Consider the following 21,504-nt stretch of genomic DNA (forward strand, 5'->3'; position numbering starts at 1 on the left):
CACCGGCGGCGGGGGAGCGAGCGGGCGCACGCGGGCAGGGGCCCGCCAGGGCAGCACCGCGCGGCGTCCACCGGCCCAACCGCGGGGCCCGGACGTGGTCGGCACCCGGGTCGGTCGATCCGGGTGCACCGTCGGCAGGTCCTCGGACTTCGGTGACACCGATGGGGGTGTACTTCATACCGTTGCGGGACAGTTCCGGATTCGCACCGGATTCCCCTGCGTCGACAGCGAGGATGAGCATACATGTGGGGGGGCCTGTCTGCGCGACCCCCTAGATGTTGTGTCGGGCCCTTGCTGAGCGTGGTGTTACAGCTCCAGCCGGTAGGTGAGCAGCGTGAGTGCGGGGATCGGCGACCAGTCCAGTTCCGGGGTGCGGACGAAGCCCAGGCGGGCGTAGATCCGCTGGGCGCCGAGCATCGCCGGCTGGGTCGACAGCACGAGCGCGGTGACCCCTTCGAGGGCCCGCGCCCGCTCGATGCACGCCCGGACGAGGGCCTCCCCGACGCCCTTCCCGCGGGCCTCCGGGGCTACGGCGAGCATCCGGAACTCCGCCTCGTGCGGCCCGGCGACGTCGGCGAGCGGGCTGCCCGGCGCGGCGAAGGTCACCCCGCCGAGCACCTGCCCGTCCTGGACGGCGACCAGCACCTCCCCGACGCCGGCCCGGCCCGCGACGTCGCGCAGCACGTTCAGGTAGGTGTCGTCCTCGTTCTGGTCGAGCAGCCCGTCCCCCGTGTAGGCCTGCCCGGTGATCTCGCCCAACCGCCCGTACTCCGCGGGCAGGGCGCCCCGAATGTCGATGTCCATGCCACCGAGTCTGCCGGACGCGTGTCGGCGCCCGGCGCTATCGTCGCAAGCAGCACCGTCGAGGAAGGCGAGCGAGGCATGAGCGTCATGACCGACCGGCCCCACATGCTGACCGAGGATTTCGAAGCCGTGGCACGCATAGCCGCTCGCGAGAGGGAGGGGACACGGCTGGAGTTCATCGACGGGGTCATCAGGAGCAAAGCGATGCCGGACGGCGACCACGGCCGCATCATCCAGTGGCTGCTCAAGGTCTGCATGCAGTCACGGCCCGATCTGTTCCTGCACCCTGCCCAGGGGATCAAGGCGCAGGAGTACCGGGATGGGCGGGCGTTCCCCGACGCGGTACTGGCGCACCCGGATGCTTTCGTCGGTCAGGGTGACTGGGCCGACCCCGCCCCGATCCTCATGGCTGTCGAGGTGACCTCATGGGACTCGGACACGCAGCGTCGGGACCATGTCGAGAAGCCCCGCGCCTACGCCGGGACGGGCATCCCCGTCTACCTGCTCGTCGACCGGGCCAAGTGCGAAGTGTCCGTCTACAGCCAGCCCAACGGCCGACGCTACGAGAGCGTGCACATCGTGCCCTACGGCACAGACATCGCCCTTCCCGACCCCGTCGGCATCACCCTCCAGACCGAGCCCCTCAAGGACTGGGTGCGCTGAGCCGGTGCGCGAGAAGGGCCCCGCCGCATCCGGCGGGGCCCTTCCTCGTACGCGGGACGGGTCAGCAGCAGCGGAAGCCCTTGCGGGGGTCCGCCTCGCGGGCGTCCGTGCGGGCGCGTTCGAAGGCGCGGCGGGTCATGACCTCGGCGGCCGGGTCGTGGGAGCGGGCGTGCGCGACGTACCGGTCGTACGCCGCCTCGCCCGAGAACTCCCGTACGTAGTGCCGGGCCTTCGCCAGCGCCCCGCGGACCCCGCTCACGCCACCGGCTCCTTGGCGCGGCCGCCGCCCGAGTCCAGTCCGGCGGCGAGTTCGGCCCGCTCCTCGGGCGTCGCGACGAGCCCGGCCGGGGCGATGATCTTCGACTCGGTCCACGGGACCTCCGACAGGCTGACCGCCTCCGGGTTGCGGACGGCCTTCAGGCAGGTCCGGGCCGCGTCCAGGAGCACGATGATGATCAGCGCCGCGAACAGCGCCGACAGCACCCCGTCGACCGTGGCGTTGGTGACGACGGTGTGCATCTCGTCCATGTTCTTCGCGGGCTTGAGCACCTGCCCGGCGTCGATGCCGGCCTGGTACTTGTCGCGCTGGGCGAAGAACCCGACCTTCACGTCGTCCGAGAAGATCTTCTGGTAGCTCGCGGTGAGGGTGACGGCCACGTCCCACGCGAGCGGGACCCCGGTCACCCAGGCCCACTTCAGCCGCCCGGACTTCACCAGCAGGGTCGTGCAGACGGCCAGGGCCACGGCCGCGAGCAGCTGGTTCGCGATGCCGAACAGCGGGAAGAGCTGGTTGATGCCGCCCAGCGGGTCCTTGACGCCCACCCACAGGAAGTAGCCCCAGGCGCCGACGACGAGCGCGCTCGTCACCCACACGCCCGGCTTCCAGCTGACGTCCTTGAAGGACTTGTGCACGTTGCCGAGGGTGTCCTGGAGCATGAACCGGCCCACGCGGGTGCCCGCGTCGAGCGTGGTGAGGATGAACAGGGCCTCGAACATGATGGCGAAGTGGTACCAGAACGCCTTCATGCCGGAGCCGCCGAGCACGGAGGAGAAGATCTCCGACATCCCGAGTGCGAACGTCGGCGCCCCGCCCGTGCGCGAGAGCAGGGTGGCCTCCTCCACGTCCTTCGCGGCCTGCGCGAGGAATTCCGGCGAGATGGCGAAGCCGAAGTTGCCGACCGCCTGCGAGGCGGTCTGGACGGTCGCACCGACGACGCCGGCGGGGGAGTTCACCGCGAAGAACAGCCCGGGCTCGATGATCGTGGCCGCGATCATCGCCATGACGGCGACGAAGGACTCCGTCAGCATGGCCCCGTAGCCGATGACCCGGACCTGGGTCTCCTTCTGGATCATCTTCGGGGTGGTGCCCGAGGAGACCAGGGAGTGGAAGCCCGAGAGCGCGCCGCAGGCGATGGTGATGAAGACGAAGGGGAACATCGACCCGGCGAAGACCGGGCCGTCGCCGCGGGCGGCGAAGTCGGTGATCGAGGGCATCTTCAGGGTCGGCATGGCGATGACCACGCCGAGGGCGAGCAGGGCGATGGTGCCGATCTTCATGAAGGTGGAGAGGTAGTCGCGCGGCGCGAGCAGCATCCACACCGGCAGCACCGAGGCGACGAAGCCGTAGGCGACCATCCAGATGATCAGCGTCTCCTTCTCCAGGGTGAAGGTGGACGCGAAGGAGGACTCCGCCACCCAGCCGCCGGCGACGATGGCGAGCAGCAGCAGGGCGACGCCGATGACCGAGACCTCGGTGACCCGGCCCGGCCGCAGCACGCGCAGGTAGAAGCCCATGAACAGGGCGATCGGGATGGTCATGCCGATGGAGAAGACACCCCACGGCGAGTGCGCCAGCGCGTTGACGATGACCAGGGCGAGCACCGCCAGCAGGATGATCATGATGGCGAACACGGCGACCAGGGCGGCGGCTCCGCCCACGGGGCCGATCTCGTCCCGGGCCATCTGGCCGAGCGAGCGCCCGTCGCGCCGGGTGGAGAAGAACAGGGTCACCATGTCCTGGACGGCACCGGCGAAGATCACGCCCGCGACGATCCAGATGGTGCCCGGCAGATAGCCCATCTGCGCGGCGAGGACGGGACCGACGAGCGGGCCCGCGCCGGCGACCGCGGCGAAGTGGTGGCCGAAGAGCACGCGCCGGTCGGTGGGGTGGAAGTCGACACCGTTGTCAAGGCGTTCGGCGGGGGTGGCCCGCGTCTTGTCCACCTTCAGGACCCGGTGGGCGATGAAGCGCGCGTAGAAGCGGTAGCCGATGGCGTACGAGCCCAGCGCCGCGGCGAGCAGCCAGGCGGCGGAGATCTCCTCGCCGCGCGAGAGCGCCAGCATGCCCCAGCCGATGGCCCCGACGAGGGCGACGAGCACCCAGACGGCCACCGACTTCGGCGTCATGCGGCCCGATGCGGAAAGCGAGTCCGGGTCCGTGCCCGAACTCGCCGCGTTCCGTTCCGTACCTGTTGCTTCCGGTTCCGGCATGATCCTCGTCCCCTCGTTGATCATCTGCGAAAGTGCAGGGAATCTACGGGGGCGCGCCCGGTGAACGTAAGCCCCCGTCCGTATAGCGGAACGAGAGTCAACTACGGATCAGACGGCGGGGCGCTGGAGACGGGCTACGAATTTGTATCGATCGCCGCGGTACACCGAGCGGACCCATTCCACCGGCTCGCCGTCGGCGTCCAGGGAGTGGCGGGAGAGCATCAGCATCGGCAGGCCGACGTCCGTGCCGAGCAGGCCGGCCTCGCGCGGGGTGGCCAGGGAGGTCTCGATGGTCTCCTCGGCCTCGGCGAGGCGGACCCCGTACACCTCGGCCAGGGCGGTGTAGAGGGACGTGTACTTGGCCAGCGACCGGCGCAGCGCGGGGAAGCGCTTGGCGGACAGGTGGGTGGTCTCGATGGCCATCGGCTCGCCGCTGGCCAGGCGCAGCCGCTCGATGCGCAGCACCCGCCCGCCAGTGGCGATCTTGAGCAGCCCGGCCAGGGTGTCGTCGGCCGTCACGTAGCCGATGTCGAGGAGCTGGGAGGTGGGCTCCAGGCCCTGGGCCCGCATGTCCTCGGTGTAGGAGGACAGTTGCAGCGGCTGGGAGACCTTCGGCTTGGCCACGAAGGTGCCCTTGCCCTGGATGCGCTCCAGCCGGCCCTCGACGACGAGCTCCTGGAGGGCCTGGCGCACGGTGGTGCGGGAGGTGTCGAACTCGGCGGCGAGGGTGCGCTCGGGCGGTACGGGCGTGCCGGGGGGCAGCGTTTCCGTCATGTCGAGCAAGTGCCGCTTGAGTCGGTAGTACTTGGGTACGCGCGCCGTGCGAGTGGCCGCCCCGCTCTCCGGCTCGGTGGTCGCCCCTTCGGTGGCCATCGCCGCCCGCCTTCCCGACTCCAGTTTCGCTGCCGTCACCGGCTCCTCCGATATGTGCGGTCACATGGTGACACGGGTGGGAGGGCGGGCCTCCGCCCTCCCCCAGGTGTCGGTCCGATAACGGACCCGGCACCCGATCATTAGACCCTTGACACCCCTAAAGGTCTAGGCCAAGCTCCCGGTTACTGGTCTAAACCAATATGGATCAGATCCCGGCCCCACGGGCAGTACTTCGTACAGGTGTCACCGCGGCGGGCGAGGGAAGTTGCAGGCAGCATCCCTGAGGAGGGTGGCGTGAAGCGCAAGCTCATCGCGGCGGTCAGTGTCGCGGGCATCATGGCCGGTGTCGCAGCGTGTGACAACGGGGGCGACGACAAGGGCAAGACCGACGCGGGCGGCGCCAAGGAGATCACCGTCTGGGTGATGGACGGTTCCGCGCCCAAGACCTGGATCGACGAGGTCAACAAGGAGTTCTCGGCCAAGCACCCCGGTGTGACGGTCAAGGTCGAGGTCCAGGCCTGGAAGGGCATCCAGGAGAAGGTCACCACCGCCCTCTCCGAGAACACCCCGCCGGACGTCCTGGAGCTCGGCAACACCCAGACCGCCGGCTACGCGGTCACCGGCGGCCTGGCCGACCTGACCAAGGACAAGGGCAAGCTCGGCGCCGACGCCTGGCAGAAGAGCATGCTGGAGTCGGCCGAGTACGAGGGCAAGCTCTACTCCGCCCCCTGGTACGCCGCCAACCGCGTCGTCATCTACGACAAGAAGGCCTTCGAGAAGGCCGGCGTCACCCCGCCGAAGACCCGCGACGAGTGGCTCGCCGGCCTGGACAAGCTGAAGGCCTCCGACCCGTCCACGCAGCCCCTCTACCTCCCCGGCCAGAGCTGGTACGTCCTCGCCGGCCTGATCTGGGACGAGGGCGGCGAGCTCGCCGTCAAGGACGGCGGCAAGTGGAAGGGCCAGCTCGGCACCCCGCAGGCGGCCTCCGCCATGGACTTCTACAAGAAGCTGCAGTCCTACTCCACCGCCCCGAAGGACAAGGACGAGGCCACCCCGCAGCAGTCCACCGACGTGGTCCCCAAGGGCGGCGTTGCGTCCTGGATCGGCCTGGGCTGGGAGGCCGGCGGCGCGGAGAAGGCCCTGAAGGAGGCGGGCAAGGAGGCCGACTTCGGCTACTTCCCGATCCCGGGCAAGACCGCCGACAAGCCCGGCACCGTCTTCCTCGGCGGCTCCAACCTCGCCGTCGCCGAGCGCTCCAAGAACAAGGAGCTCGCCAAGGAGTGGCTGGCCCTGGCCGCCGGCAAGGACCAGATGACGAAGTACGCCGCCGAGGGCAAGGGCGCCTCGCTGCCCAACCAGGCCGCCGCGAACTTCACCCCGGCTGCCGGCTCCTTCGCCGAGGCGATGGGCAAGGCCGGCGTCAACGGCCGGATCACCCCGGTGACCCCGGGCTGGGCGAACGTCGAGACCGAGCCCAACCCGATCAAGGAATTCATGACGAAGGTCCTGAAGGGCGAGGACGCCGCCAAGGCGGGCGCGGACGCGGACAAGGAAATCGCGAGCCGCATCAACAAGTAAGGCCCCGCAGCACCGCCGCAAGCACCGCCGCAAGCACCACCCGCAGCACCACCCGCAGTACCGGCAGTGAACGCACCGGTGGGTGCGGCAGGCGCCCTCGGCGTCCGCCGCGCCCCGGTCGCGCACGGAGCCACAGTCAACCGCGAGGAAACCAAGACATGACCGTGCACTCCCAGGGGGCGGCGACCGCTCCACAGGACGCACCGCACCAGGCCGGAAAGTCGCTCCCCTCGGGCTGGCTGCCGTACGTGCTGGTCGCCCCGGCCGTGCTGAGCATGGCCGCACTGCTGCTGTACCCGCTGGCCAAGAACGTGATCCTGTCGTTCCAGAAGGTCGACAAGATCGAGTTCATCCAGCGCAAGGCGCCCTTCAACGGGGTGGAGAACTACACCCAGCTGCTGGGCGACTCCCACTTCTGGACCGTCGTCGTCCGCACCTTCGCCTTCACGGCGGCCAACGTGGCGCTGATCATGGTGATCGGCAGCCTGCTCGGCCTCCTGCTGAACCGCCTCGGCACGTGGATGCGCCTGGTGCTGTCCATGGCCCTGGTGATGGCCTGGGCGATGCCGATCGTCGCGTCCGTCACCGTCTTCCAGTGGCTGTTCGACGAGCAGTTCGGCGTCATGAACTGGGTCATGCGCACGCTCGGCTTCTCCGGCTACGAGCAGCACAACTGGTTCGAGACCGGCTGGTCCACCCTGGTGATCGTCACCGTCCTGGTGGTCTGGGGCTCCGTCCCCTTCGTCGCCCTCAACATGTACGCGGGCCTGACCACCGTCGGCGCGGAGCTGTACGAGGCGGCGCGGATGGACGGCGCGAACGGCTGGCAGACCTTCTGGCAGGTGGTCTTCCCGAACCTCAAGCCGTTCTTCCTCGTCACCACCTTCCTTGAGGTGATCTGGGTCTTCAAGGCCTTCACCCAGGTGTACGCGATGAACCGCGGCGGCCCCGACCGCGCCTCCGAGACCCTGCCCGTCTTCGCCTTCGTCGAGGGCCAGAGCCAGGGCCACTACGCCCTCGCGGCAGCGATCTCCGTCCTGACGATCGTGATGCTCGTGGTCGTCATGTCCTTCTACTTCCGCCTGATCCTGAAGCAGGAGGAGGAGCAGTGAGCACCACCACCGCGCCGAAGACCACCCCCGCCGCCTCGTCCTGCGCCGAGCCGGTGCAGAAGCCGAAGGCGGGGACGCAGAAGCTGCGCACCCGCCGGCCCGTCCGCCCGGGAGCCGTCGCGAAGAACCTCGGCGCGCTGGCCGTGGCCCTGGTCTTCGTCTTCCCCGTCTACTGGATGTTCTCCTCGGCCTTCAAGCCGTCCGGCCAGATCCTCGCCAAGGACCCGGTCTTCGTCTTCACCCCGACGCTCGACAACTTCACCAAGGCCACCGGCGTCGAGATGTTCTGGACGTACGTGCAGAACAGCCTGGTCATCACCGTCGGGGCCGTCGTGCTGGCCCTGCTCGTGGCCCTCGCCGCGAGCTTCGCGATCGCGCGGATGAAGTTCAAGGGCCGCAAGGGCCTCGTCCTCGGCGTGATGATGGCGCAGATGGCCCCCTGGGAGGTCATGGTCATCGCCATGTACATGATCGCCCGGGATGCGGAGATGCTGAACAGCCTCGCCCTGCTGACCGCGATCTACTTCGTGATGGTCCTGCCCTTCACCATCTGGACCCTGCGCGGCTTCATCGCCGCCGTCCCGGTGACCCTGGAGGAGGCCGCCCAGATCGACGGCTGCACCCGCGGCCAGGCCTTCCGCAAGGTGATCTTCCCCCTGCTCGCCCCCGGCCTGATGTCCACCTCGCTCTTCGGCTTCATCACCGCCTGGAACGAGTTCGCGATGGTCCTGATCCTCAACAAGGACAAGTCCGCACAGACCCTGCCCCTGTGGCTGACCCAGTTCCAGACCGCCTTCGGCAACGACTGGGGCGCCACGATGGCCGCCTCCTCGCTCTTCGCGGTGCCCGTCCTCGTCATCTTCGTCTTCCTCCAGCGCAAGGCCGTCGGCGGCATGACCGCCGGCGCGGTGAAGGGATAACGCCACATGACCGTCCTTGCGCAGCCCACCGACACCCTCACCCGGGACGCGCTCGCCGTCCTCCAGCCCGGCTTCGAGGGCACCACCGCCCCGACCTGGCTGCTGCGCCGGGTCTCCGAAGGGCTCACCGCCGTCGGCCTCTTCGGCCGCAACATCGAAGGCCCCGGCCAGCTCGCCGCGCTCACCGCGCAGCTGCGCGCCGAGCGCGAGGACCTCCTGGTGGCCATCGACGAGGAGGGCGGCGACGTCACCCGCCTGGAGGTCCGCGGCGGCTCCTCCTTCCCCGGCAACCTGGCCCTCGGCACCGTCGACGACACCGCCCTGACCCGCGCCGTCGCCCGCGAGCTCGGCCGCCGCCTCGCCGAGTGCGGGGTCGACCTCAACTGGGCCCCGTCCGCCGACGTCAACTCCAACCCGGACAACCCCGTCATCGGCGTCCGCTCCTTCGGCGCCGACACCCGCCTCGCCGCCCGGCACACCGCCGCGTACGTCGAGGGCCTGCAGGCCGCCGGCGTTGCCGCCTGCACCAAGCACTTCCCCGGCCACGGCGACACCAACGTCGACTCCCACCACGCCCTGCCGCGCATCGACGCCGACCTGGCGACCCTCGCGGCCCGCGAGCTGGTCCCGTTCAAGGCCGCCATCGAGGCCGGCTCCAAGGCCGTGATGAGCGCGCACATCCTGGTGCCCGCCCTCGACCCCACCCGTCCGGCCACCCTCAGCCCGCAGATCCTGACCGGACTGCTGCGCAAGGAACTCGGCTACGAAGGCCTGATCGTCACCGACGGCATGGAGATGAACGCCATCGCCGGGACCTACGGCATCGAGCGCGGATCGGTCCTGGCCATCGCCGCCGGCGCCGACGCGATCTGCGTCGGCGGCGGGCTCGCCGACGAGGCCACCGTCCTGCGGCTGCGCGACGCCCTGGTCGCGGCCGTACGGGAGGGCACGCTGCCCGAGGAGCGGCTCGCCGACGCCGCCGCCCGGGTCCGCGCGCTCGCCGAGTGGACCCGTACGGCACGGGCCGCCCACGCCGCGCCGGGCGCGCCGGAGGGGAGCGCGCCCGGCATCGGCCTGGAGGCCGCCCGCCGCGCGCTGGCCGTCCACGGCACGGCCGCGCCGGTCACCGAGCCGTACGTCGCCACGCTCGCGCCCGCCCCGAACATCGCGGTGGGCGACGAGACCCCGTGGGGCGTGGCCGCCGAGCTGGCCGCGCTGCTGCCGGGGACCGCGTCGGGCGTGTACGGCGAGGGCTCTGCGGCGGGGGAGGTCCTGGCCGCGGCGGGCGGGCGCACGGTCGTCGCGGTGGTCCGCGACGCACACCGGCACCCGTGGATGGCCGAGGCCGTCGACGCGCTGGTCGCGGCCCGCCCGGACACCGTCGTCGTCGAGATGGGCCTGCCGCGGGCCGAGCCGCGCGGCGCGTTGTACATCGCGACGCACGGCGCGGCGCGGGTCTGCGGCCGGGCGGCGGCCGAGGTCATCGCGGGGGTCTGACCAGCCCCCGGTCCGCACCCGTGCCCCCGGACACCTTTCGGGGGCACGGGTGTTGCGGGAGGGTCAGGACATGCTCCACACGGTCAGCCGGGTGAAGAACTCGGGCTTGCCGTCGTTCGGCTCGACCCGGTCGATCTGCATCATCGCGAGCTTGCCTTCGAGGGTGATGGTGCACAGCATCCGGCCCGCGGTGAGCTCCTTCTCGATGGTCGCGGCGTCCAGCCGGCCGGAGAGCGCATTGGCGCCCACCGCCGTGCGGCAGGCGTCGGGGGCGGGGGAGTCGCTCAGGCCGGTGGGGGTGGCGAAGACGATCTCGTGGTTGTTGGGCGGCCCGCCGACCGTGGCGTACGTCAGCTCGATCCGGCTGTTCTGCGCGCCCGACGGGAAGGCGCTGGGCGTGTCAAGGTCGAACTGCGTGTAGCCGGTGGACGGCCAGCGCAGGGCGAAGGCCTGGTTCTCGAAGACCACCTTGTACGTCTTGCCCTTGGGGGCGGCGGCGGACGCCGTGGCGGCCGCCGGGCTCGGGGAGGCGCTTCCGGAGGCGGACGGGCTCGCGGCGGGGGACTGCGCGCCCGTGCCCGGGGCGGCCGGCTGCCCGGCGGCGCCCCGGTCCGCGCCCTTGTCCGGGGTCTCGTCGCGCAGGTACACGTACCCGCCGGCCGTCAGGGCGAGCAGGGCCAGCGCGGTGACGCCCAGGGTCAGCGGCCGCGCGCCGCGGTGCGCCGGCGGGGCGGGCGGGGCCGGTGGTCCTGCCTGCGGTGCGGCGCCCGCGCCGGTGCCGGTGCCGGTTCCGGGCGGCGGACCCCAGCCCCCGGTTCCGGCGCCCCCGCCCGGGCCGGGTGCGTACGGGGCGGCCTGCGGCGGCAGCGGCCGCCCGCCGGCGGTACCCCCGGCCGCCGGGCCGGCGGTCGAAGGCCCCGCAGCCCCCGTACCGGCGGCCCCCGTACCGGCGGCGCCCGCCTCGGTGCCCGCCGCGCCGTACGGGGCCGAACCGGTGGCCGGGCCCGGCGCGTACGGCGGCTGCGTGGTCCCGCCGCCGTACCCGGCCGGAGCCTGTGGCGCCGCCGTCTCCGCCTGCGCCCGCGCCTGCGACTCGCGCTCCCGCCGGGCGATGTCCTGCGCCACCGGCCCGGGCAGCCAGCCGGCGAAGTCGCGCAGCGGCCGCCCGCTCAGGTCCTGGCACAGCCCGGCCAGTGCCGACGGCGTGGGCCGGGCGGCGGGATCGGCGGCCAGGCAGTCCCGCAGGATGCCGCGCAGCGGCTCCGGGTACCCGCTCAGATCGGGCGGCCGGGTCGCGGTGTTGGCGATCTGCGTGGCCACGGTGATGGCCCCGGCCTCGCCGTACGGATGGCGGCCGGTCGCGCACACCGCGGCGATCAGGCCGAGCGAGAAGACGTCCGTCGCGGGCGTCAGCGGCAGCCCGCCCGCATGCTCCGGCGACATGAACTGCGGCGTGCCGATGAAGCCCCCGCTGCGGGTGAGCCGGGCGGCGTCGGCGGCGCGCGCGATCCCGAAGTCGATGACCCACGGCCCGTCCGAGCCGATGAGCACGTTGCCGGGTTTCAGGTCGCGGTGGATCACCCCGGCCTTGTGCACCGCCTGGAGCGCCTCGGCCGCGCACCCGACGAGCTGGAGCACCGTGGTCATCGGCAGCGGCCCGTGCAGGTCCAGCACTTCGTCCAGCGGCAGCCCGGGCACGTACGCGGTGGCCAGCCACGGCCGGGGCCCGCCCGTGTCGTGGTCGACGACCGGGACGATGTGGTAGCCGTGCACCTGCCGGGCCGCCAGGGCCTCCTGTTCGAAGCGGCGCCGGAACCCCGGATCCTCCGCGTACTCCCGGCGGATCACCTTCAGGGCCACGGGCTGGTTGCCGCGGGTCCGGGACAGGTACACCGAACCCATCCCGCCCTCGCCGATCCGTGCCAGGAGCCGGTAACCGGCCACCTCCCGGGGGTCCTCGGGGCCGAGCCCCGCCAACGGGCGTCCTCGACCTGTGGTGTTGATGCGATCACCCTCCGTCGTCACGCCGGTGATGCTATATCTGGCCACGACGACGCCGACGGGAAACCGCGGAATCCGCGGCAGCGCTGACGGAGGCACACCTGTGGAACGCCACCTGGCCGCCTCGGCCGAGACGGCCGACTACCTCATCGACCTCTCCAACATCGTGCGCCGCACGGACATCGGGCCCCGGGGACCGCGGTCCCTGCTGCGGCTCGGGCTCGTCGTGCGCGCCCTGATGGAGGCCACCGGGGACCCGGACGTCTCGGCGTACGCGGTCGCCGACGCGAGCCTGCTGGGCGGGCACGCGGAGTTCACCGATCCGGAGGACGTCCGCCGGCTGCGCCGCTGGGTGGCCGAGGAGCTGGTGGAGGAGGTCGGCGACGCCGACGAGCGGATCCTGGAGCTCGCCCGGATGACGGGCCTGCGCGTGGTGACCGGCGACCACTTCGTCGACCACCGCGCCGAACACGCCTGGATCCAGGGCAACACCTGGCAGTTCCTGCGCCCCGAGCCCCGCCCCGACGGATCGGTCGCCCTCGTCGCGATGGACATGGGGGTCCGCTCGGCGGCGGACATCTCCCGCCACATGGAGTTCGCCGCGCTGAAGAAGCAGGGACTGCTCGGCCCGGCCCGCACGCCCCTGACCCAGGTGCTCACGCGGAACTGGCGCTGCCCCGAGCCCCGTTGCTCCCTGTACGACAGCCGCACGGGCGACCGGGTCCTGCTGCCCCGCATGCGCGGGGGCGCACCGACCTGCGAGCTGCACGGCGCCCCGCTCGCGGACGACGGCCCGCGCCGCGGCACGACCCAGCTGAAGGCGGTGGTGGACGGGTCCTGCGTCGCCCGGTACACGCTGGACGAGGGGGCGCGGGCGCAGGTGGGGCGCTTCCCCGGGCCGGAGGGCATCGCCCTGCACAGCCTGTTGTCGCCCGAGGTGGCGGCCCAGGTCAGCCGCACCCACGTGACGGTCTCCGCGCAGGGCGGCGCGGTGCTGGTCCGCGACGTCAGCCGGTACGGGACGCGGATGCGCACCGCCGGGAAGCGCGGCGGGCCCGGGCCCTGGGCGCAGCTGCCGCCGGGCGCGGACCGCCCGTTCCGCCCGGGCGACGAGGTGGAACTCGCGCCCGGGGTCGTCCTGACGCGCAGCGGGCGGCGCTTCCCCGCGGAGCTCGCGGACGCCTGGCGCGCGGAGGCCGCGCGGGGCCCCGTACCGACCAGGGCGAGCGCCACGACCTGGCAGGCCGACCTCCCCCTGCGCCCGCCGGCGGACGCGGACGCGGACGCAGATGCGGACGCAGATGCAGCCGCAGAGGAGGACAAGGACGCGGAAGGGCCGGGCCCGACGCGCTGACGGCGCCGGCCCGGCCCTGCGGCGCCCGGAGCCGCCAGGTCTTTCGGGCCTACGGGCTTACAGCCCCTGCCAGGCGGGCTTGTTGGCGTAGGTGTGGCGGAAGTAGTCCGCCAGTTTCAGTTTGGAGGCGGCGGCCTCGTCCACGACGACGGTCGCGTGCGGGTGCAGCTGCAGCGCGGAGGCCGGGACCAGCGCGGACAGCGGGCCCTCGACGGTCTGTGCGACGGCCTCGGCCTTGCCCTCGCCGGTGGCGAGCAGCACCAGGTGGCGGGCGTCGAGGATGGTGCCGATGCCCTGGGTGATGACGTGGTGCGGCACCTGCTCCAGGTCGTCGTCGAAGAAGCGCGCGTTGTCGACGCGGGTCTGCTCCGTCAGCGTCTTGATCCGGGTTCGGGAGGCGAGCGAGGAGCACGGCTCGTTGAAGCCGATGTGCCCGTCGGTGCCGATGCCCAGCAGCTGCAGGTCGACGCCGCCGGCCTCGGCGAGGGCGCGGTCGTACGCGGCGCAGGCGGCCGGGAGGTCCTCGGCGGTGCCGTCGGGGCCCATGAAGGAGGCCTCGGACAGGCCGAGGGGCTCGACCACCTCGCGGAGTACCACGGCGCGGTAGGACTCGGGGTGCCCGGCAGGCAGGCCCACGTACTCGTCGAGCTGGCAGACGCGGGCCCGGGAGACGTCGACCTCGCCGGCCCGCACCTTGGCGGCCAGGGCCTCGTAGACGGGCAGCGGGGTGGAGCCGGTCGCCACACCGAGCAGGGCGTCGGGCGTGCGGCGGACCAGGGCGGCCATGGCCTCCGCGATGAGCTCGCCGCCTGCCTTGGCGTCCGGGACGATGACAACTTCCACGCGGGGCCTGCCGATCTGGAGGGGTGGGTGCTGGTGTGGTATAGACCAATCTAGCAGAGCCGGGACGCCTGCGGCCCGGAAAATTCGGCCCCGTTCCATCGTCGTCCCGATCCCCGCCCCCGGCCTCCCGTCGGGCGGGACGCACGGGCTCCACCCCTCGCGTCCCGCCCCGCGACCGCCCGTCACATCAGGGCGAGCTGCAGCCCCCCGGTCGCGTCCAGGTGCTGGCCCGTCACCCAGCGGGAGTCCGGCGAGGCCAGGAAGGCCACCACGTCCGCGACCTCCTCGGCCGTGCCCACCCGGCCGAAGACCGAGCGCGCGGAGACGTGGGCCCGCGCCGCGGGATCCGCCAGCCAGCCCGCGTTCAGATCGGTCTCGATGACGCCGGGGCCCACCGAGTTCACGGTGATCCCGCGCGGGGCCAGCGCGGCCGCCAGCGAGCGGGTCAGGGTGTTCGTCGCGCCCTTCGCCGTGATGGTGGCCAGGATCGCGGGCAGCGCGATCTCGGGGGTGCCGGTCACGTTCACGATCCGGCCGCCGTCCGGCATCCGCGGGAGCCCGTGCCGGATGATGAAGAAGGGTGCCTTCGCGTTGAGCGCGTGCACCCGGTCGTAGGTCTCCTCGTCCGTGTCCGCGATGCCGGCGAAGGCCGCCGCGCCCGCGTTGTTCACCAGGACGTCGACCTGCTCGGTGTGGAGCGGGTGGGCCTCGTACGCCGCCCACAGCGCCTGGGCGTCGCCCGGGACGCCGAGGCGCGCCCCGATCGCGAAGGCCCGGCCGCCGGCCGCCTCGATCGAGGCCACCGTCTCCTTCGCCGCCTGCTCGTTGCTGCCGTAGTGCACGGCGACGAGCGCCCCGTCGCGTGCGAGCCGCTGGGCCACCGCCCGTCCGATCCCCCGGCTGCCGCCCGTGACCAGTGCCGTCCTGCCGTCGAGCACGCCCATGACGCGCCCCCCTTCGCATTTCTCTAGTGGTCGCTACAGAACTACAGGACGGGACCGTACCAGATTTCGTAGCGGGCGCTATAGAATCTTTGCATGGTGACCGGACAGCGCGGCAGGCCCCGCTCCTTCGACCGTGACGCCGCCCTGGACAAGGCGATGTTCGCCTTCTGGGAGAACGGCTACGAGGCGACGTCGATCTCCGACCTGACCGGCGCGCTGGGCATCAGCGCCCCCAGCCTGTACGCGGCCTTCGGTGACAAGCGCAAGCTCTTCGGCGAGGTCGTGGCGGTCTACGGCGGCCGGTACGGGGACTTCGCCTCCGTCGCCCTCGCCGAGGAGCCCACGGCCCGCGCCGCCCTGGAGCGCATCCTGCACGAGGCGGCCGAGGTCTACACCGACCCGGCCCATCCGCCGGGCTGCATGGTGATCAGCGCGGCCGTGAACACCACCTCGCAGGAGGTGGCCGAGGCCCTGCGCGAGCGGCGCGCGGCCAACATCGAGCTGTTCGAGCGCCGGATCCGGGCGGACGTGGCCGCCGGCGTCCTGCCCGCGGACACCGACACGACGGCGCTGGCCCGGTATGCGGGGGCGGTCCTCCAGGGGATGTCCCAGCAGTCGCGCGACGGGGCGACGCGCGAGGAGCTCGAAGCGGTCGCGGAGCTGGCGATACGCGCCTGGCCGCACTGACGGCGGCGAAAGCGGCGGGAGCGGGAAAGCGGCGGAAGTTCCTCTGGGCCACGGTGCCGGGGCGGGACCCTCAACCCGCCCGGCACCGTAGCCCGGAGTACTAACGGCCGACGGGTGTGCGGTTCCCGCGGCCGGTTGGGAGGCTGCCTGCGCGGTCAGGGCAGAGCGCGCGGCCGCCTCGATCCCGTCCTCCTGTGCGGGGAGGGCGGAAGCGTACGCCAATTGTGGACTAGACCATTCAGTTCTGTCCATCCAAGGACGGGCCGGCGAAACCCGTCACTTCCTCCAACAGTACGCGGAGTCACCCCTTCCTGGATACTCCCCAGTAGTCGCCGTGGGGAAAGTCATGGCCCGAGCCCGAGGTACGCTCGCCCCGTGCCCTCCATGAACGACCTCGTACGCCAGCACACCGCTCTCGGTGAAACCGACCTGGAGTGGCTCCACCTGCTGGTCTCGGAGTGGCAGCTGCTCTCCGACCTGTCCTTCGCCGACCTCGTGCTGTGGGTGCCCACCCTCGACGGCACGCGGTACGTCTCGGTCGCACAGATGCGCCCCAACACCGGCCCGACGTCCTACCAGGACGACATGGTCGGCCACCTGGTGCCCCGCGGCCGGCGCCCCCTGCTCGACGCCGCGCTCGACGAGGGCCGGATCGTGCGCGAGGGCGACCCGGAGTGGCGCGAGGAGGTGCCCGTCCGCGTCGAGTCCATCCCGGTGCGGCGCGAGGGCCGCGTCCTCGGTGTGATCGCACGCAACACCAACCTGCTCACGGTGCGTACACCGAGCCGGCTGGAGCTGACGTACCTGCAGTCCGCCTCCGACCTCGCCCAGATGATCGCGGCGGGCGCCTTCCCGTTCCCCGGCCAGCAGGTCGACATGGACGCCTCCCCGCGCGTCGGGGACGGCCTGATGCGGCTCGACGCCGACGGGGTCGTCACGTACGCCTCCCCGAACGCGCTGTCGGCGTACCACCGGCTCGGGCTCGCCTCCGACCTCGTCGGGCAGCACCTGGGCACCACCACCGCCGAGCTCGCCCCCTCCCGCGGTCCCGTCGACGAGGCGCTCGTCAAGCTCGCCAGCGGCTGGGCCCCCAGGGAGACCGAGGTCGAGGGCAACGGCGGGGTGATCCAGCTGCGCGCCATTCCGCTGAAGCCCAAGGGCACCCGGATCGGCTCGCTCGTGCTGTGCCGCGACGTCACGGAGCTGCGCCGTCGCGAACGCGAACTGATCACCAAGGACGCGACCATCCGGGAGATCCACCACCGGGTGAAGAACAACCTCCAGACCGTGGCCGCACTGTTGCGGTTGCAGGCCCGGCGGATGGATTCCGAGGGCGGCCGTGAGGCGCTCAACGAGGCCGTGCGCCGCGTCGGTTCGATCGCGATCGTGCACGAGACCCTCTCGCAGAACCTGGACGAGCGCGTCGAGTTCGACGAGATCGCCGACCGCGTGATCGCGATGGTCGCGGAGATCTCCCCGGGCAAGGTGGACTGCCGGCGGGTCGGACGGTTCGGGATCCTGGACGCGGAGGTGGCCACTCCGCTGTCGATGGTCCTGACGGAGATCCTCCAGAACGCCCTGGAACACGCCTTCACCCAGGGGGAGGGCGGCACCGTCGAGGTGACCGCGGCCCGCAGCGGCACCGGCCGCACCGACGGCCGGCTGCTGATCACGATCCTCGACGACGGCTCCGGCCTGCCCGAGGGCTTCGACCCGCAGCGCGCCGGGAACCTGGGCCTCCAGATCGTCCGGACCCTGGTCGAGGGCGAGCTCGGCGGCACGTTCGACATGGTCCGGGCGGAGCCGCGCGGCACCAAGGTCGTCCTCGACGTACCGGTCAGCACGCAGAAGTAGCGCTGCAGCAGCACGAAGGCCCGTCACGGAAAGTGACGGGCCCTGCGGTGAGGTGCCGGTGCCGAGCTACGCCGTACAGCACTGAGCCCCGGACCGGAACCGCCCCCGGCGGTGGCCGGGGCGGTTCGATCCGGGGCTCGAGAGCACGGTGCTGAGCGCTATCAGGTGTTACTACGCGCTGCGGCTCGAGGCTCGAAAGTCGATGTCAGGCGCTGGCGTTGCGCGCCCGGTTGCGAGCGGCGCGGCGCTTCATGGCGCGGCGCTCGTCCTCGCTGAGACCGCCCCAGACGCCGGAGTCCTGGCCGGACTCGAGCGCCCACTGCAGGCACTGCTCCATGACGGGGCAGCGGCGGCAGACGGCCTTGGCTTCCTCGATCTGCAGCAGCGCAGGACCGGTGTTGCCGATGGGGAAGAAGAGTTCCGGGTCTTCCTCGCGGCAAACGGCGTTGTGACGCCAGTCCATGGCTGCTCCATCTCCTTGTATTGCGGGCAGGTTGCTTGTGAATGTGAACGCTTTCACGAATCCCCCCGTGAGGGAAGGGCGACCGCCCGGCTAAGCGGAAGGTCAGTCGAGATTCGTGGAGGGGTTCTGGCGGTCTGTCCGGGAGCCGGTTCTGCGGGCTGCCCCGATCGCCATGAAGAGATTCGCAAACCTCGGACGGGGATACAACCCCTTCCGGAAAGTTTTTTTTGATTCGTCGGTGTCTACTAGGTCACAGCCCTACATCTTGAGGGTGGATTGGCGCGTAAACGTTCGACTGAAAGGACTTTGGGCCCTTCTACTCACACAATCACACGCAGTGCACGGCGAACGCCTGTGAACCGAACGCTGGTGCGCAGACCCAGGTGGTCTCCGTCCATCTGGAAAGGAAGCGGAACCTTCGAATGCAAGGTGAAGTCGGTCAGATCGTGCAGAGACACGGCATGCTTGCCGTGCGGACCGCGCTCAGGAGTCGAGGTCAGGAGCTGTGCGGCGTACCGCGCGACGGCCGGAGTTGACAAACGGCTGAGCGCCAGTACGTCAAGTGCGGTGTCGAACGACGCCTCCGGGGATGCATACAGGGGCCGATTGCCCAGGTACGTCCATGGCGAGGTGTTGCAGACTATCGACAGCACCAGGTCCGTCACGGGATCCGCGCCGGGACGCTCCAGCGTCACCGTGCCGTGCCGCCGGTTCGGCTCCTCCCAGAACTGGCGCATCAGCTGTCGTACATACAGAGCGTGCGTCGAACGCTTGCCGCGCTCGCGCTGCTGCTCGACCCGCCCCACGACACCCGCGTCGAAGCCGAAGCCCGCGCAGAACGTGAACCAGCGGGACGGGACCGACTCGTCCTCCGTGCCCGGGGCGCCGGCCGCCAGGCCCAGCCCGACCGTCCGCTCGCGGTGCTCGCGCAGCGCGTCCAGCAGCGCGCCCGTCGCCTCGACCGCATCGTTGGGCAGCCCGAGCGCCCGGGCGAACACATTGGTGGAGCCGCCGGGAACCACCGCGAGCCGCGGCAGCCGGTCCGGATCCGGGCCCTCGTGCAGCAGCCCGTTGACCACCTCGTTGACGGTGCCGTCGCCGCCCAGCGCCACGACGAGGTCGACGCCGTTCTCCGCGGCCCTGCGCCCCAGGTCCCGGGCGTGCCCCCGGTACTCGGTGGTCACCGCCTCCAGCTTCATCTCGCTGGCCAGCGCGTGGGTGAGGACGTCGCGCGTGCGCGCACTGGTGGTCGTCGCTGCTGGGTTGGCCACGAGGAGTGCACGCATGAACGCCAGCCTACCGACCCGCCGGTACCGCTCCGATACTGCCCGTCCCCTCCGCCCCCGGGGCCGCGCGGCTACCCTGCTGGGGTGAGTACGAAGCCCACCCCCGCCCCGGACCGGCCGACCGCCCCCCTGCCCGGCCGGCTCACCGCAGCCGCCGCGCTCACCGCCCTCGAAGGCCTGGCGCTCGCCGGCCTCGGCATCTACATGCTGTTCGTGGGGCTGGCCGGCGACCCCGACTCCCCGCAGCAGGCCGAGACCGGCGGGATCACCCTGATCGCGCTGGCCGCGCTGCCCCTGGTCGCGGCCCGCGGGCTGCGGCTCGGCCGGCGCTGGAGCCGCGGCCCCGCACTGATCACCCAGCTGATGGCGCTGCCCGTGGCCTGGACCCTCTACACCACCGGCGGCGCGATGATCGCCGCCGCCGCGGCGCTGGCCGCGGCCGCGGTCGCCGTCGTGGCCCTGCTGGTGAACCCGACGGCCACCGAGGCCCTGGGCATCGGGCCGTCGTCCTCTTCCTGAGGTGTCCTGAGGCTTCCGAGCCTTCCCGCACCAACGCCGACGGGGCGTGCACGGGTCGTCGGACTCGTGCACGCCCCGTCGGCGTTGATGCGGGCGCCGCCTACTCCTCGACCAGCAGCTTCTCGCGCAGCTGGGCCAGGGTGCGGGCCAGCAGGCGGGAGACGTGCATCTGCGAGATGCCGACCTCCTGCGCGATCTGCGACTGGGTCATGTTGCCGAAGAACCGCAGCAGCAGGATCCGCTTCTCCCGCGGCGGCAGCCCCTCCAGCAGCGGCTTGAGCGACTCCCGGTACTCGACGCCCTCCAGCGCCTCGTCCTCCGCGCCCAGGGTGTCCGCCACCGCCGGCGACTCGTCGTCGGTGTCCGGGACGTCCAGCGAGAGCGTGCTGTAGGCATTGGCCGATTCCAGCCCCTCCAGCACCTCCTCCTCGGAGATCCCCAGCCGCTCGGCCAGCTCGTGCACCGTGGGGGAGCGGCCGTGCTGCTGGGACAGCTCGGCCGTCGCCGTGGTCAGTGACAGCCGCAGCTCCTGCAGCCGCCGCGGGACCCGGACCGCCCAGCCCTTGTCGCGGAAGTGCCGCTTGATCTCCCCGACCACGGTCGGTGTCGCGTACGTCGAGAACTCGACCCCGCGGTCCGGGTCGAACCGGTCCACCGACTTGATCAGGCCGATCGTCGCGACCTGCGTCAGGTCGTCGAGCGGCTCGCCGCGGTTGCGGAACCGCCGTGCCAGGTGCTCGACCAGCGGCAGGTGCATCCGTACGAGCCGGTTGCGCAGCTCCGCCTTCTCCGGCGAGCCGTCGGGCAGCGCCCGCAGCTCGACGAACAGCGCCCGCGCGCCGCTGCGGTCGCGCGGATCGGGCAGCGGCGGGGGCACCGGGAACTCCGGACCCAGGTCCGCGTCCGCGGCGTAGGCGTCCCGGGCCGTCTCCGCATCCGCGTCCTGGGCCCCGGCCCGGTCTGCGGACCGGTCCGCCGCCGTGGCGGCGGCCGCGGGTGGCTGGGACGCCTGTGGTTCTTCGTGCTGGTTCTCGCTCATGGGGCCCGCCCGTCGCTCCGCCGAGTCCAAAAAGCCGTTGTCCGCATCCGCGTCAGCCGGGTGCGGCCGGGCCTGCTGCTGCTCCGGGATGCCGCCGTCGACCTCGTGCCGTACCCGGGGCCGATCCCCGCCCCGCACCGGGATCTCCCCGCCGCTCACGCCGGGCCTGGACCCGCGCCGCGCTGTTTGTAGAGGCTGATGCTCACCGTACGGTCGTCCCCGACCGTGGACTCGACCTTGCCGGCCAGCGCCGACAGGACGGTCCAGGCGAACGTGTCGCGCTCCGGTGCGCGGCCGTCGGTGGTCGGCGCCGAGACCGTCACCTCCAGCGAGTCGTCGACCAGCCGGAACACGCAGCTGAGGACGGAGCCCGGCACGGCCTGCTGGAGCAGGATCGCGCAGGCCTCGTCCACCGCGATGCGGAGGTCCTCGATCTCGTCGAGGGTGAAGTCCAAACGTGCCGCGAGGCCGGCCGTGGCCGTTCGCAGCACCGACAGGTAGGCACCCGCAGCGGGCAGCCGGACTTCCACGAAGTCCTGAGTCCCGGGCTCGCCTGCGATCTGGGACACCCTCACCT

20 protein-coding genes and 1 riboswitch are annotated in these 21,504 nt (G+C 71.9%); of the genes, 9 read left to right on the plus strand and 11 right to left on the minus strand.

From position 1 onward, the window contains the following. Positions 1 to 115: 115 nt before the first annotated feature. A riboswitch (cobalamin riboswitch) is annotated at positions 116 to 247 on the minus strand. Between the two features lie 59 nt (positions 248 to 306). Continuing rightward, complete coding sequence (locus tag AB0F11_RS12565) at positions 307 to 804, minus strand: GNAT family N-acetyltransferase (RefSeq protein ID WP_362171428.1); 498 nt, start codon at positions 802 to 804, stop codon at positions 307 to 309. A 78-nt stretch (positions 805 to 882) separates the two neighbouring features. Between AB0F11_RS12565 and AB0F11_RS12570 the strand changes: the two genes are divergently transcribed. Then, complete coding sequence (locus tag AB0F11_RS12570; protein WP_362171430.1) at positions 883 to 1,467, plus strand: Uma2 family endonuclease; 585 nt, start codon at positions 883 to 885, stop codon at positions 1,465 to 1,467. Positions 1,468 to 1,528: 61 nt separating this feature from the next. Here the strand turns inward: AB0F11_RS12570 and AB0F11_RS12575 are convergent, their stop codons facing one another. The 3 genes from AB0F11_RS12575 to AB0F11_RS12585 form a co-directional block, all read right to left on the minus strand. Beyond that, positions 1,529 to 1,726, minus strand: a complete 198-nt coding sequence (locus tag AB0F11_RS12575; RefSeq protein ID WP_362171433.1) for a YbdD/YjiX family protein — start codon at positions 1,724 to 1,726, stop codon at positions 1,529 to 1,531. Next, complete coding sequence (locus AB0F11_RS12580; RefSeq protein ID WP_362171435.1) at positions 1,723 to 3,873, minus strand: carbon starvation CstA family protein; 2,151 nt, start codon at positions 3,871 to 3,873, stop codon at positions 1,723 to 1,725. The genes AB0F11_RS12575 and AB0F11_RS12580 overlap by 4 nt, the downstream gene beginning before the upstream one ends. Before the next feature lie 192 nt (positions 3,874 to 4,065). After that, positions 4,066 to 4,830 carry a GntR family transcriptional regulator gene (locus tag AB0F11_RS12585; RefSeq protein ID WP_362171559.1) on the minus strand — a complete coding sequence of 255 codons (765 nt, stop codon included), beginning with the start codon at positions 4,828 to 4,830 and terminating at the stop codon, positions 4,066 to 4,068. Positions 4,831 to 5,124: 294 nt separating this feature from the next. Here AB0F11_RS12585 and AB0F11_RS12590 point away from each other — a divergent pair, with 294 nt between their 5' ends. The 4 genes from AB0F11_RS12590 (at position 5,125) to AB0F11_RS12605 (ending at position 9,937) form a co-directional block, all read left to right on the plus strand. Then, a complete protein-coding gene (locus AB0F11_RS12590) occupies positions 5,125 to 6,408 on the plus strand; it encodes an extracellular solute-binding protein (protein ID WP_362171438.1) in 1,284 nt (427 codons plus the stop codon). Between the two features lie 158 nt (positions 6,409 to 6,566). Further along, positions 6,567 to 7,520 carry a sugar ABC transporter permease gene (locus tag AB0F11_RS12595; RefSeq protein ID WP_362171441.1) on the plus strand — a complete coding sequence of 318 codons (954 nt, stop codon included), beginning with the start codon at positions 6,567 to 6,569 and terminating at the stop codon, positions 7,518 to 7,520. A gap of 83 nt (positions 7,521 to 7,603) precedes the next feature. Further along, positions 7,604 to 8,440 (plus strand): carbohydrate ABC transporter permease, encoded by an 837-nt coding sequence (locus tag AB0F11_RS12600; protein WP_362171562.1) that lies wholly within the window; start codon positions 7,604 to 7,606, stop codon positions 8,438 to 8,440. Between the two features lie 6 nt (positions 8,441 to 8,446). Then, positions 8,447 to 9,937 (plus strand): glycoside hydrolase family 3 protein, encoded by a 1,491-nt coding sequence (locus AB0F11_RS12605; RefSeq protein WP_362171444.1) that lies wholly within the window; start codon positions 8,447 to 8,449, stop codon positions 9,935 to 9,937. Positions 9,938 to 10,000: 63 nt separating this feature from the next. Here AB0F11_RS12605 and AB0F11_RS12610 read toward each other — a convergent pair whose 3' ends face one another. After that, positions 10,001 to 11,962: a serine/threonine-protein kinase gene (locus tag AB0F11_RS12610; protein ID WP_362171447.1), complete on the minus strand. Its 1,962-nt coding sequence runs from the start codon at positions 11,960 to 11,962 to the stop codon at positions 10,001 to 10,003. A 79-nt stretch (positions 11,963 to 12,041) separates the two neighbouring features. Here AB0F11_RS12610 and AB0F11_RS12615 point away from each other — a divergent pair, with 79 nt between their 5' ends. Continuing rightward, complete coding sequence (locus tag AB0F11_RS12615) at positions 12,042 to 13,292, plus strand: FHA domain-containing protein (RefSeq protein WP_362171449.1); 1,251 nt, start codon at positions 12,042 to 12,044, stop codon at positions 13,290 to 13,292. Between the two features lie 57 nt (positions 13,293 to 13,349). Here AB0F11_RS12615 and nagB read toward each other — a convergent pair whose 3' ends face one another. Together nagB and AB0F11_RS12625 are read right to left on the minus strand one after the other, a co-directional pair. Beyond that, entirely contained in the window at positions 13,350 to 14,135 is a 786-nt protein-coding gene (nagB, locus tag AB0F11_RS12620; RefSeq protein WP_361914618.1) for a glucosamine-6-phosphate deaminase, read from the minus strand. Positions 14,136 to 14,317: 182 nt separating this feature from the next. Next, positions 14,318 to 15,079 (minus strand): SDR family oxidoreductase, encoded by a 762-nt coding sequence (locus AB0F11_RS12625; RefSeq protein ID WP_362171453.1) that lies wholly within the window; start codon positions 15,077 to 15,079, stop codon positions 14,318 to 14,320. A gap of 93 nt (positions 15,080 to 15,172) precedes the next feature. Here AB0F11_RS12625 and AB0F11_RS12630 point away from each other — a divergent pair, with 93 nt between their 5' ends. Continuing rightward, a complete protein-coding gene (locus AB0F11_RS12630; protein ID WP_362171456.1) occupies positions 15,173 to 15,766 on the plus strand; it encodes a TetR/AcrR family transcriptional regulator in 594 nt (197 codons plus the stop codon). 384 nt (positions 15,767 to 16,150) lie between these two features. Further along, complete coding sequence (locus tag AB0F11_RS12635; protein WP_362171565.1) at positions 16,151 to 17,620, plus strand: PAS domain-containing sensor histidine kinase; 1,470 nt, start codon at positions 16,151 to 16,153, stop codon at positions 17,618 to 17,620. 205 nt (positions 17,621 to 17,825) lie between these two features. Here AB0F11_RS12635 and AB0F11_RS12640 read toward each other — a convergent pair whose 3' ends face one another. Then, on the minus strand, positions 17,826 to 18,083 hold the full coding sequence (locus tag AB0F11_RS12640; protein ID WP_003953983.1) for a WhiB family transcriptional regulator: 258 nt from the start codon (positions 18,081 to 18,083) through the stop codon (positions 17,826 to 17,828). A 320-nt stretch (positions 18,084 to 18,403) separates the two neighbouring features. Beyond that, on the minus strand, positions 18,404 to 19,369 hold the full coding sequence (locus tag AB0F11_RS12645; RefSeq protein WP_362171459.1) for a diacylglycerol kinase family protein: 966 nt from the start codon (positions 19,367 to 19,369) through the stop codon (positions 18,404 to 18,406). 84 nt (positions 19,370 to 19,453) lie between these two features. Between AB0F11_RS12645 and AB0F11_RS12650 the strand changes: the two genes are divergently transcribed. Next, the gene (locus AB0F11_RS12650) at positions 19,454 to 19,888 is read left to right on the plus strand and encodes a hypothetical protein (RefSeq protein ID WP_361914629.1); all 435 of its coding nucleotides are present in this window, start codon (positions 19,454 to 19,456) and stop codon (positions 19,886 to 19,888) included. A 100-nt stretch (positions 19,889 to 19,988) separates the two neighbouring features. Here AB0F11_RS12650 and AB0F11_RS12655 read toward each other — a convergent pair whose 3' ends face one another. Together AB0F11_RS12655 and AB0F11_RS12660 are read right to left on the minus strand one after the other, a co-directional pair. After that, on the minus strand, positions 19,989 to 21,071 hold the full coding sequence (locus AB0F11_RS12655) for an RNA polymerase sigma factor SigF (protein WP_362171568.1): 1,083 nt from the start codon (positions 21,069 to 21,071) through the stop codon (positions 19,989 to 19,991). Positions 21,072 to 21,082: 11 nt separating this feature from the next. Further along, complete coding sequence (locus AB0F11_RS12660) at positions 21,083 to 21,496, minus strand: anti-sigma regulatory factor (protein ID WP_361914635.1); 414 nt, start codon at positions 21,494 to 21,496, stop codon at positions 21,083 to 21,085. Positions 21,497 to 21,504: the final 8 nt, after the last annotated feature.

This window comes from Streptomyces sp. NPDC032472, assembly GCF_040636955.1.
In the GTDB taxonomy this organism is placed as follows: Bacteria; Actinomycetota; Actinomycetes; order Streptomycetales; family Streptomycetaceae; genus Streptomyces.

What these genes read in the sequence shown, in the direction of transcription:
- AB0F11_RS12640 (WP_003953983.1), bottom strand. Translation starts at nt 18,083, where the DNA reads ATGGACTGGCGTCACAACGCCGTTTGCCGCGAGGAAGACCCGGAACTC.
- AB0F11_RS12645 (WP_362171459.1), bottom strand. Translation starts at nt 19,369, where the DNA reads ATGCGTGCACTCCTCGTGGCCAACCCAGCAGCGACGACCACCAGTGCG.
- AB0F11_RS12580 (WP_362171435.1), bottom strand. Translation starts at nt 3,873, where the DNA reads ATGACGCCGAAGTCGGTGGCCGTCTGGGTGCTCGTCGCCCTCGTCGGG.
- AB0F11_RS12630 (WP_362171456.1), top strand. Translation starts at nt 15,173, where the DNA reads ATGGTGACCGGACAGCGCGGCAGGCCCCGCTCCTTCGACCGTGACGCC.
- AB0F11_RS12585 (WP_362171559.1), bottom strand. Translation starts at nt 4,830, where the DNA reads ATGGCCACCGAAGGGGCGACCACCGAGCCGGAGAGCGGGGCGGCCACT.
- AB0F11_RS12625 (WP_362171453.1), bottom strand. Translation starts at nt 15,079, where the DNA reads ATGGGCGTGCTCGACGGCAGGACGGCACTGGTCACGGGCGGCAGCCGG.
- AB0F11_RS12595 (WP_362171441.1), top strand. Translation starts at nt 6,567, where the DNA reads ATGACCGTGCACTCCCAGGGGGCGGCGACCGCTCCACAGGACGCACCG.
- AB0F11_RS12635 (WP_362171565.1), top strand. Translation starts at nt 16,151, where the DNA reads ATGAACGACCTCGTACGCCAGCACACCGCTCTCGGTGAAACCGACCTG.
- AB0F11_RS12605 (WP_362171444.1), top strand. Translation starts at nt 8,447, where the DNA reads ATGACCGTCCTTGCGCAGCCCACCGACACCCTCACCCGGGACGCGCTC.
- AB0F11_RS12565 (WP_362171428.1), bottom strand. Translation starts at nt 804, where the DNA reads ATGGACATCGACATTCGGGGCGCCCTGCCCGCGGAGTACGGGCGGTTG.
- AB0F11_RS12570 (WP_362171430.1), top strand. Translation starts at nt 883, where the DNA reads ATGAGCGTCATGACCGACCGGCCCCACATGCTGACCGAGGATTTCGAA.